Source organism: Nocardia sp. NPDC060220 (assembly GCF_042727815.1).
Classification (GTDB): domain Bacteria; phylum Actinomycetota; class Actinomycetes; order Mycobacteriales; family Mycobacteriaceae; genus Nocardia.
This window is the reverse complement of the sequence record NZ_JBHWZY010000231.1, coordinates 1-8,670: the sequence shown is the minus strand read 5'-3', so window position 1 is coordinate 8,670 and position 8,670 is coordinate 1. Positions and strand designations below refer to the sequence as shown.

The following is an 8,670-nucleotide window of genomic DNA, read 5'->3' as shown; positions in this document are numbered from 1 at the left end:
TTCCCCAGGTGTCCACAGACTCCTGGTCCCTGCGCATCCACGGGATGGTCGACCAGGAAATCACTCTCACCTGGGACGACCTGCTTCGCCGCACTCCGGTGGAGCGCCTGGTCACCCTGGCATGTGTCTCCAACCCGATCAACGGCGACCTGATCGGCAACGCCCGCTGGCTCGGCTATCGCCTCGACGAACTCCTCGCCGAAGCACGACCGCACCCCGACGCCGACATGGTGCTGTCGCACAGCGAGGACGGCTGGACCGCGGGTTCACCCCTCTCGGTCCTCACGGACGGCCGCGACGCCCTCCTCGCCATCGGCATGAACGGCGAACCCCTCCCGGTCCGGCACGGCTACCCCGCTCGCCTGGTCGTCCCCGGCCTCTACGGGTACGTCTCCGCCACCAAATGGGTCACCGAACTCGAGGTCACCCGCTTCGACCGGGCCACCGCCTACTGGACCCGGCGCGGCTGGTCGGCGCAGGGCCCGATCAAAACCGGCACCCGCATCGACACCCCACGCGGGCGCGGGCGAATCCCGCAGGGCCGCACCGTGATCGCCGGTGTGGCCTGGGCCCAGCATCGCGGCGTCACCGGCGTCGAGGTGCAGGTCGACAACGGCGACTGGCGCCCCGCCCGCCTGTCCACCGAGGTCACCGTCGACACCTGGCGTCAGTGGACCTACGACTGGGAAGCCACCCCCGGCCAGCACACCCTGCGCGCCCGCACCACCGACACCACCGGTCAGCCACAGACCGCCGTCGAACAAGACGTCGTCCCCGACGGCGCCACCGGCTACCCCACCCTCACCATCCAGGTGAACTGAAACCTGCCCGCCACGTTCGCACGTGACGGGCAGGCGACTCGGCACTCGCGATCAGGCCGAAGCGTCGGCCTTCTCCCGCGTGGGAGCGTTTCCGGCGGACTTGCCGTGGCCGACGAACAGGGCCGAAGCGACGATGCCGATCACCAGGATGGCGGCGGGCAGGATCATCGACTGGGCCAGCGCGGTGCTGAATTCGTCGATGATCTGCGGCGGGAGTGGGCCGGTGGCCGCGCCCTCGCCGACCGGGCCGCCACCGCCGAGGCCGTTGGCGGTCAGACGGGCGGCGATCAGGGCGCTGATCGCGGCGCTACCGAGAACCGAGCCGACCTGACGGGTGGTGTTGTACACACCGGCGCCCGCACCGGCCTGGGCGACCGGCAGATTGTGGGTGGCGGTCGAGGCGAGCGGTGCCCAGATGCAGGCGTTGGCCAGGCCCGCGACGGCGGCGGCGACGAGGAACCAGATGATCGACGAGTCCGGGCTCATGAGCGCGCCGAAGGACGCCACCGAACCGGCGAACAGCACGAATCCGATCGTCGGCAGCAGCCGCGGCGGCAGCTTGTCCGACACCTTGCCGATGAACGGCGCGGTGAAACCGGTGATGATCGCCATCGGCGCGAAGACCAGCGCCGACATGGTCGGCGTCATCTCGCGCACCGCCTGCAGGTAGAAGTACGACGGCACCATCATCGAGGTGATCGCGGCGCCCATCGCGGCGATCGCCAGGTTCGACAGCGCGAAATTGCGGTCCCGGAACAGGCTCAGCGGCACCAGCGGTTCGCCCTTGTTGCGCGCCTGGTTGATCACGAACACCACCAGCATCACCACGCCGAAGCCGATCAGCAGCCAGATCCGCAACGACCAGTCCTGCGCATTGCCCTCCTGGATACCGAAAACCAGGGCGAGCATGCCGACACCGCTGAGAATCACACCGACGATGTCGAACTTGTGGTCGCTGGTCGGCAGCGCGGGCACCAGCCACACAGCCAGGCCGAACGCGATGATGCCGACCGGCACGTTGACGAAGAAGATCCATTCCCAGCCGAGGTTGTCGACCAGCACGCCGCCGAGGATGGGTCCGATCAGCGTCGCCAGCCCGGCGACGCCACCCCACAGGCCCATCGCGGCGCCGCGCTTGTCCGGGGCGAAGGTGCGGGTGATCACGGCCATCGTCTGCGGGGTCATCAGCGCGGCGCCGATACCCTGGGCGGCGCGGGCGGCGATCAGCATGCCGATGCTGCCGGACAGGCCGCACCAGAGCGAGGCGGCGGTGAAGATCGCGAGGCCGATCAGGTAGATGTTCTTCGGCCCGAACTTGTCACCGAGCCGACCGGTGACCAGCAGCGGCACCGCGTAGGTGAGCAGGTAGGCGCTGGTGACCCAGATGACGTTGGAGATGTCGGTGCTGAGGTCGGTCATGATGGCCGGATTGGCGACCGCGACGATCGTCATGTCCAGCAGGATCATGAAGAACCCGACCACCAGCGCGAAGAGCGCTAGCCACGGATTACGTTGGGTGGTCATCGAATTCGTTCCAATCGAGGAGAAGGATTCAGCTTCGGGCGGCCCAGCGGGGCCGGGGCGCGGCGTCGGGGTGATCCCCGGTCGGCCATTCGTGGACGTGATCGTCGGTGATCCGTTCGCCGGTGTCGGGGTCGTACTGCTCCCACGGCACGGCACCGCTGCCGAGTTCGGCGGCGAAGCGTTCGATCCACGTGAGTTCGGCGTGGATGGTGGCGCGAATGTATTCCAGGACAACGAAATACCGGCGCGGGATGGCTCGGCTGCGCGCCCAGTCGAGCAGCACGTCCGTGTCGGCCCGCGACTGAGTCAGGTACTCCACGCGCTCGTCGAGCAATGCGATGACCTGTTCTTGCGGAAGGGTGTGCGCTTCGGCCAACGCCACCCGGAAGATCGGATATTCCTGCACGGGTGTCCGCAGCAGCTCGGCGATCCGTCCCCGCAGCGCGGTCCGCCCGGAATCGGTGATCCGATAGGTGGTTCGCTCGGGCCTGTTCCCGGCCCGGCCGATCCCCTCCGCCGCCACCATCTCGTCGTCGGCCAGCCGGGCCACCACGTGATACAGCGACCCGGGCCGCACCTTGACCAGCAGGTCCTCCCGCCGAGCGATCAGCAGTTGATACATCTCGTACGGATGCATGGGGCGCTCGTCGAGCAACGCGAGCACCGCGATCGCCAACGGCGTCATCACATTCCGCCCGGGCTGCCCCACCCCGCCACCTCCACTCAGCTCTATGTTCCACCACCAAATATTCCAGTAGGAATATACGGAGCGGAACAAAGCTTGGCAAGGGCGTGACCCCCCGACGACGTCACACCGAACACCGCTGCCGGCCACCATCCGGGTTCGCGGCCGCGAGTCCGTGCGCGGCGATACCACGGCGAGTACCGTGCGAGGCGAATCATGGAGGGGAGCAAGACAATGCAGCATCATCCTGGGAATTTCCGCGCCGTACGGGGGGTGGGTTCGGCCTTTGCGGTGATCGCGGTGATCGCGGTCGTCATCCAGTGGGCTGCCGTGGTTCTGCGGTGGATCGGCTACCGAACAGTCGCGGCACGCTATGAGGGCGAGATCAGTAGCTCCGACTACAAGTGGGCGCGCGACACCCTGTTCCCGATCGAGGTCGGCCTGTGGCTGATGTCGTTTCTGGCGATGCTGGTCGCCTGGATCATCGTGACCGTGTGGTTGTCACGGGCGCGTACCAACGCCGACACGTTCACCGACGCCACGCACCGCCTCTCGCCGCCGTGGGCGTTCTGGGGTTGGGTGGTTCCGGTCGTTTCGCTGTGGTTCCCCGCCGTGTTCGTCGACGATCTCGACAAGGTTTCCGCACCGCGACGCCGCAGCAGGGGATTGATCGCGAGTTGGTGGATCACCTGGGTTCTCGCCTGGATCACCTTTTGGGCAGGCATCGTCTCGCTGCGTATGCCCGATGACCACGACACCATCCAGACCATGCGCGACCACGAAGTCGACGGCCTGTTGATCTTCAGCGCGAGCCGGTCGGCTTCGGCGCTGTTGTTCACAGCCGCCGCGGGGTGCCTGATCGTGGCCATCGTGCGAATCGGCCGGGCCCAAGCCGCGTGGTCCGACGCTGCTTCCTGACCGCCCGTTCTGTGCGACCGTGCGCTACAGGCCGTGGGCGTCCAACCAGGATCTGGCCGCGTCGGCGGGACTGGTGCCGGATTCGATCTGGTTGATCGACTCGATCAGACCCTCGGTGGTCAGCTCGCCCGCAACGTAGTTGAGCTTCTTCAGCTGTTGGCGGTCGAAGATGCCGCTGCGGTAGAGGGCGACGATGCTCTGGGAGCGGGCGGCGCCCTCGGGCGCTCCGCCCGGCGCGCGCAGGCGCAGGTCTGTGCCGTCCGCGGCGTCGGAGACCGAAATGCCCTGGGGCAGAGCCGAGTTGACCGCGGCGACCACCTCGTCGGGCGTGCGGGCGGGCGAGGCGGGGTTCCAGCGGTCCACGAGGGCGCCGTTGCGGGCGGGGAGGACCGCGATGCGGCCCGCGTCGAGATCGGCGAGGGGGGTGGCCGATCCGGTCGAGACGGTGGAGTCGGCGCCCGCACGGTCCAGTGCTTGGGAATAGATCTCGGCGAGCAGAACCGATTCCGTCGTCGAATTCCCACCCACCACGACCACCGGGGCGGCGTCGTCGGAGGCGCAGGAAAGAGTGGTGAAAGCGCAGGCTGCGGCCAGGATCGCGGCGGCGGTTCGACGCACGGCGACCGAGTACATGCGGCGACACCAACTTTCCGTATTTGCCGTCAACCCGCGCAATTCGGCCCGACGGCGGGCAGTATGAACTACCAGAATGTACCTGTGGCCCCCGGGTCGCACGCACAGCGCACTGCCCGCCTTTGCCGGAAGGACACCAGTGAAAACCGACTTCGCCTCCTCATCGCCAGGACAACGTCGACCGGCACGCCGCCTCGTGATGCGGGCGGGCCGGGTACTGGTTGCCGCGGTGGCGCTGGCCGCCGCCATGATCGCCTCCGCCTGCGGCAACAACGATCCCCTTGCCGCCAAGGGTGATTGCACCAGCGACGCGCTGATCATCGGGTCGGCCAACTTCCCCGAGTCCGAGACCGTCGCCAACATCTACACCGAGGTGCTGCGGATCAACGGCTTCAAGGTCGACACCAAGTTCGACATCGGCTCGCGCGAGGCCTACATCCCCGCACTGCGCCAGTGCGCGATCTCGCTCATCCCCGAGTACACCGGCAACCTGCTGCAATACCTCGACAAAGACGCCACGGCCACCGCCGCGCCCGAGGTGAACGCCGCGCTCACCGCAGCACTCGGCGACGACCTCGCCATCGCGACCCCGGCCCCCGGCGAGGACTCGGACGCGGTGGTCGTCACCCGCGCCACGGCCGACAAGTGGAACTTGAAGTCCATCGCCGACCTCGCGCCGCACTCGGCCGAGGTGAAGTTCGGCGGGATGGCCGAATTCGCCCAGCGCCCGGGCGGACTGCCGGGCTTGAAGAAGAACTACGGCCTCGATATCACCGACGCCAATTTCGTGCCGATCGCCGACGGCGGCGGCCCCGCGACCGTGCGCGCACTGGTCGACGGCCAGGTCACCGCGGCCGACATCTTCACCACGTCGCCGGCGATCGCGCAGAACGACCTGGTCGTGCTGGCCGATCCGAAGCACAATTTCGCCGCGCAGAACGTGGTCCCGCTGTTCAACGCCGCGAAGAAGTCCGACAAGGCCGTCGCCGTGCTCGACGCGGTCTCGGCCAAGCTCACCACTACCGAACTGATCTCGCTGAACACGGCCGTCTCCGGCGACAGCAAGATCGAACCGAAGGCCGCCGCGCTCGCCTGGATCACCGCCCAGGGGCTGAACTCCCCCATCGGCTAGGCGAACCCGCGCCTCGAGGAGAATCGCATTGTCCGACATCGAATTCCGCGGTATCGACAAGACCTATCCGAACGGCACACACGCGGTCCGCGATCTGAACCTGCACATCGACTCGGGATCGTTCACCGTGTTCGTCGGTCCGTCCGGCTGCGGCAAGACCACCTCGATGCGCATGATCAATCGAATGGTCGACCCCAGCGCGGGCACCATCACCGTCGACGGACGCGACATCGCGACGATCGATCCGGTGAAACTGCGCCTCGGTGTCGGCTATGTGATCCAGAGCGGCGGGCTGCTGCCCAACCGCCGGGTGATCGACAACGTGGCGACCGTGCCGATGCTGCTCGGACAGTCACGCAAGGCCGCCCGCGCGGCCGCACTGGAGGTGATGGACCGGGTCGGGCTGGATCGCGATCTGGCGCAGCGGTATCCGGCGCAACTGTCCGGCGGCCAGCAGCAGCGGGTCGGGGTGGCGCGAGCGCTGGCCGCCGACCCGCCGGTGCTGTTGATGGACGAGCCGTTCAGCGCGGTCGACCCGGTGGTACGCGCGGAACTGCAATCGGAGATGCGGCGGCTGCAGTCCGAATTGCACAAGACGATCGTGTTCGTCACCCACGACATCGACGAGGCGATCACGCTCGGCGACAAGATCGCGGTGTTCGGGCTCGGCGGGGTGCTCCAGCAGTACGACACGCCGGAACATGTCTTGGTCCAGCCCGCCACGGATTTCGTCGCCGGGTTCGTCGGCAGGGACCGCGGGTATCGCGGACTGTCGTTCCGCAGCGCCGAAGCTGTTGCGCTGGCGCCGATTCGGATGATCGAGCCGGACGGCATCGCCGGATTGCGGCTCACCCAGGGCGAATGGGCACTCGTCGTCGACGAGCTCGGCAAGCCGGGCGGCTGGATCGACGTCACCGGCGTCGAGCGGGTGCGGGCCGGAAAACCGCTGGACTCCAGTGTTTCCGCGGGCGGTTCGCTGTTCACCCCGACCGGCGACCTCCGGCAAGCCCTGGACGCGGCGATCTCCTCGCCCTCGGGAATCGGCGTCGCCGTCGACGAGGCGGGCGCCGTGCGCGGCGGGCTACTCGCCACCGATGTGCTGACCCAACTCGCCGAACAGCGAGTAGCCGAAGACTCCCGACGCAATCAGGAGTTCTTCACCCAGGGCACCTCGTGAGATACCTGATCGACAACTTCGCCGACATCATGGCGATCACCCGCACCCACCTGGTGCTGGCACTTGTCCCCTTACTGCTCGGCCTGGTGATCGCGGTCCCGGTCGGCGCACTGGTGCACGGAAACCGCTGGGCCCGGCGGATCACCACCACCACGTCGAGCCTGGCCTACACCATCCCGTCGCTCGCGCTGTTCGTGATCATTCCGCCACTGGTCGGCATCTCGATGATCGACCCGCTCAATGTGATCATCGCGCTCACCGTGTATTCGACCGCGCTGCTGCTGATCGCGGTGCCGATGGCACTGGATACGGTGCCCGACAGCGTGATCGATGCCGCCGACGCGATCGGGTTCGGCCGGATGCGGCGCACGGTCACCGTCGACATGCCGTTGGCGCTACCGGTTTTCACCGCTTCTCTGCGCGTCGTGGTGGTCACCAATATCGCCATGGTGTCGGTCGGCGCGCTGATCGGAGTCGGCGGGCTCGGGAAGCTGTTCACCCAGGGCTACCAGCGCGATTACCCCGACCAGATCGTCGCGGGCATCATCGTGACCCTGGTGCTCGCGCTGATCTTCGATCGGCTGGTGTTCCTGCTCGGCACCCTCGCAACCCCGTGGACCAGGGCAGACGCGCGCGTGAGCGGGGCCCGCTCGTGAACCTCTTCGTCGAAGCCTGGAACTATCTGAGCGACAGCGCGAACTGGGGCGGACCCACCGGCATCGAACATCGCCTGCTGCAACACCTGTGGTACAGCTTCCTCGCGGTGGCGCTGTCGGCGGTGATCGCGGTGCCGCTCGGCTCGATCATCGGGCACACGCGCCGCGGCAGTGCCGTGATGGTCGGCTTCGCCAATGCCATGCGGGCGCTGCCGACACTGGGTCTGCTCACCTTCCTGGTGCTCGGACTCGGGCTCGGGCTGATCCCGCCGCTGCTGGCGTTGATCACCGTCGGCATCCCACCGCTGCTGGCGGGGGCCTACGCGGGCATCGCGAATGTGCCCGCCGATGTGGTCGACGCCTCGCGGGCGATGGGGATGACCGAACGCCAGATCCTGTTCCGGGTCGAAGTGCCCAACGCGATGCCGGTGCTGCTCGGCGGGTTGCGCGGCGCCACGCTGCAAGTCGTCGCCACCGCGACCATCGCGGCCTATGTCAACCTGGGCGGGCTCGGCCGCTACATCTTCGACGGCATCGGGCTCTACCGATACGACCTCGTCTTGGTCGGCGCGCTGCTGGTCGCGGTGCTGGCGCTGGTGCTCGACGGGCTGCTCGCGGTGGCGGTGTGGGCGAGCACCCCGGGCACCGGCAGGCTCACCCGCGCGGGGACCGACCCCCGGATCTCAGTCGTCGCCGAGTAGCGCCCGCAGGTGCGGGTCGTCGGCCAGCACCTGCTGCATCCTGGCACGTTCCCGGGCACGCTGAGCGTTGGCGTGAATCCACTCCTGCGCCGCCTGCACCATCGCCACATTCACCGAAACGCCCGCGGCCGCCGCGGCCTCCGCGAGCTGTTCGGCGACGTCATCGGGAAGCTGCACGGTGATGGTGGTCATCGTTCGATGATCCCAGATGACACGACAGCGCCCCCGTTCCGTGGGAACGGGGGCGCTGTTCGGGAGAAACTAGGCGACGCCCTCGGCGCGCGCCGCTTCGGCGACGGCCTCGGCCACTGCCGGAGCCACGCGCGGATCGAGCGGGCTCGGGATGATCTTGTCCACGGCCAGCTCGTCGGCGACGACGCCGAAGATGGCGTTCGCGGCGGCGACCTTCATGCCCTCGGTGAT

General features: G+C 67.9%; 10 protein-coding genes and 1 pseudogene. 6 read left to right on the top strand and 5 right to left on the bottom strand.

The genetic code is table 11. The annotated features are described in order from the left end of the window. Positions 1 to 821, top strand: an 821-nt coding sequence (locus ACFWF3_RS14490) for a molybdopterin-dependent oxidoreductase (RefSeq protein WP_379314044.1), incomplete at its 5' end; no start/stop codon positions are given. A 51-nt stretch (positions 822 to 872) separates the two neighbouring features. Here ACFWF3_RS14490 and ACFWF3_RS14485 read toward each other — a convergent pair. Then, the gene (locus tag ACFWF3_RS14485) at positions 873 to 2,345 is read right to left on the bottom strand and encodes a DHA2 family efflux MFS transporter permease subunit (RefSeq protein ID WP_379314043.1); all 1,473 of its coding nucleotides are present in this window, start codon (positions 2,343 to 2,345) and stop codon (positions 873 to 875) included. A 28-nt stretch (positions 2,346 to 2,373) separates the two neighbouring features. Then, positions 2,374 to 3,054, bottom strand: a complete 681-nt coding sequence (locus ACFWF3_RS14480) for a PadR family transcriptional regulator (RefSeq protein WP_379314042.1) — start codon at positions 3,052 to 3,054, stop codon at positions 2,374 to 2,376. Positions 3,055 to 3,303: 249 nt separating this feature from the next. Here ACFWF3_RS14480 and ACFWF3_RS14475 point away from each other — a divergent pair, with 249 nt between their 5' ends. Continuing rightward, entirely contained in the window at positions 3,304 to 3,948 is a 645-nt protein-coding gene (locus tag ACFWF3_RS14475; RefSeq protein ID WP_379314041.1) for a DUF4328 domain-containing protein, read from the top strand. Positions 3,949 to 3,972: 24 nt separating this feature from the next. Here the strand turns inward: ACFWF3_RS14475 and ACFWF3_RS14470 are convergent, their stop codons facing one another. Beyond that, the gene (locus ACFWF3_RS14470) at positions 3,973 to 4,581 is read right to left on the bottom strand and encodes a hypothetical protein (protein ID WP_379314040.1); all 609 of its coding nucleotides are present in this window, start codon (positions 4,579 to 4,581) and stop codon (positions 3,973 to 3,975) included. Positions 4,582 to 4,780: 199 nt separating this feature from the next. Between ACFWF3_RS14470 and ACFWF3_RS14465 the strand changes: the two genes are divergently transcribed. From ACFWF3_RS14465 to ACFWF3_RS14450, 4 genes are read left to right on the top strand one after another with little or no spacing between them, the layout of a single operon-like run. Next, complete coding sequence (locus ACFWF3_RS14465) at positions 4,781 to 5,713, top strand: ABC transporter substrate-binding protein (RefSeq protein ID WP_379314045.1); 933 nt, start codon at positions 4,781 to 4,783, stop codon at positions 5,711 to 5,713. A gap of 28 nt (positions 5,714 to 5,741) precedes the next feature. Next, the gene (locus ACFWF3_RS14460) at positions 5,742 to 6,890 is read left to right on the top strand and encodes an ABC transporter ATP-binding protein (protein ID WP_379314039.1); all 1,149 of its coding nucleotides are present in this window, start codon (positions 5,742 to 5,744) and stop codon (positions 6,888 to 6,890) included. Further along, a complete protein-coding gene (locus ACFWF3_RS14455; RefSeq protein WP_378993400.1) occupies positions 6,887 to 7,546 on the top strand; it encodes an ABC transporter permease in 660 nt (219 codons plus the stop codon). The genes ACFWF3_RS14460 and ACFWF3_RS14455 overlap by 4 nt, the downstream gene beginning before the upstream one ends. Further along, positions 7,543 to 8,247 (top strand): ABC transporter permease, encoded by a 705-nt coding sequence (locus ACFWF3_RS14450; protein WP_378993398.1) that lies wholly within the window; start codon positions 7,543 to 7,545, stop codon positions 8,245 to 8,247. Before ACFWF3_RS14455 ends, ACFWF3_RS14450 begins: the two co-directional genes overlap by 4 nt. On the opposite strand, the gene ACFWF3_RS14445 is transcribed toward ACFWF3_RS14450, so the two are convergent. Both ACFWF3_RS14445 and ACFWF3_RS14440 read right to left on the bottom strand, forming a co-directional pair. Next, a complete protein-coding gene (locus ACFWF3_RS14445) occupies positions 8,230 to 8,439 on the bottom strand; it encodes a ribbon-helix-helix protein, CopG family (RefSeq protein WP_378993396.1) in 210 nt (69 codons plus the stop codon). The two genes, ACFWF3_RS14450 and ACFWF3_RS14445, sit on opposite strands and share 18 nt — an antisense overlap. 69 nt (positions 8,440 to 8,508) lie before the next feature. Further along, positions 8,509 to 8,670: pseudogene (locus tag ACFWF3_RS14440) on the bottom strand (NAD-dependent malic enzyme); the annotation flags it as partial.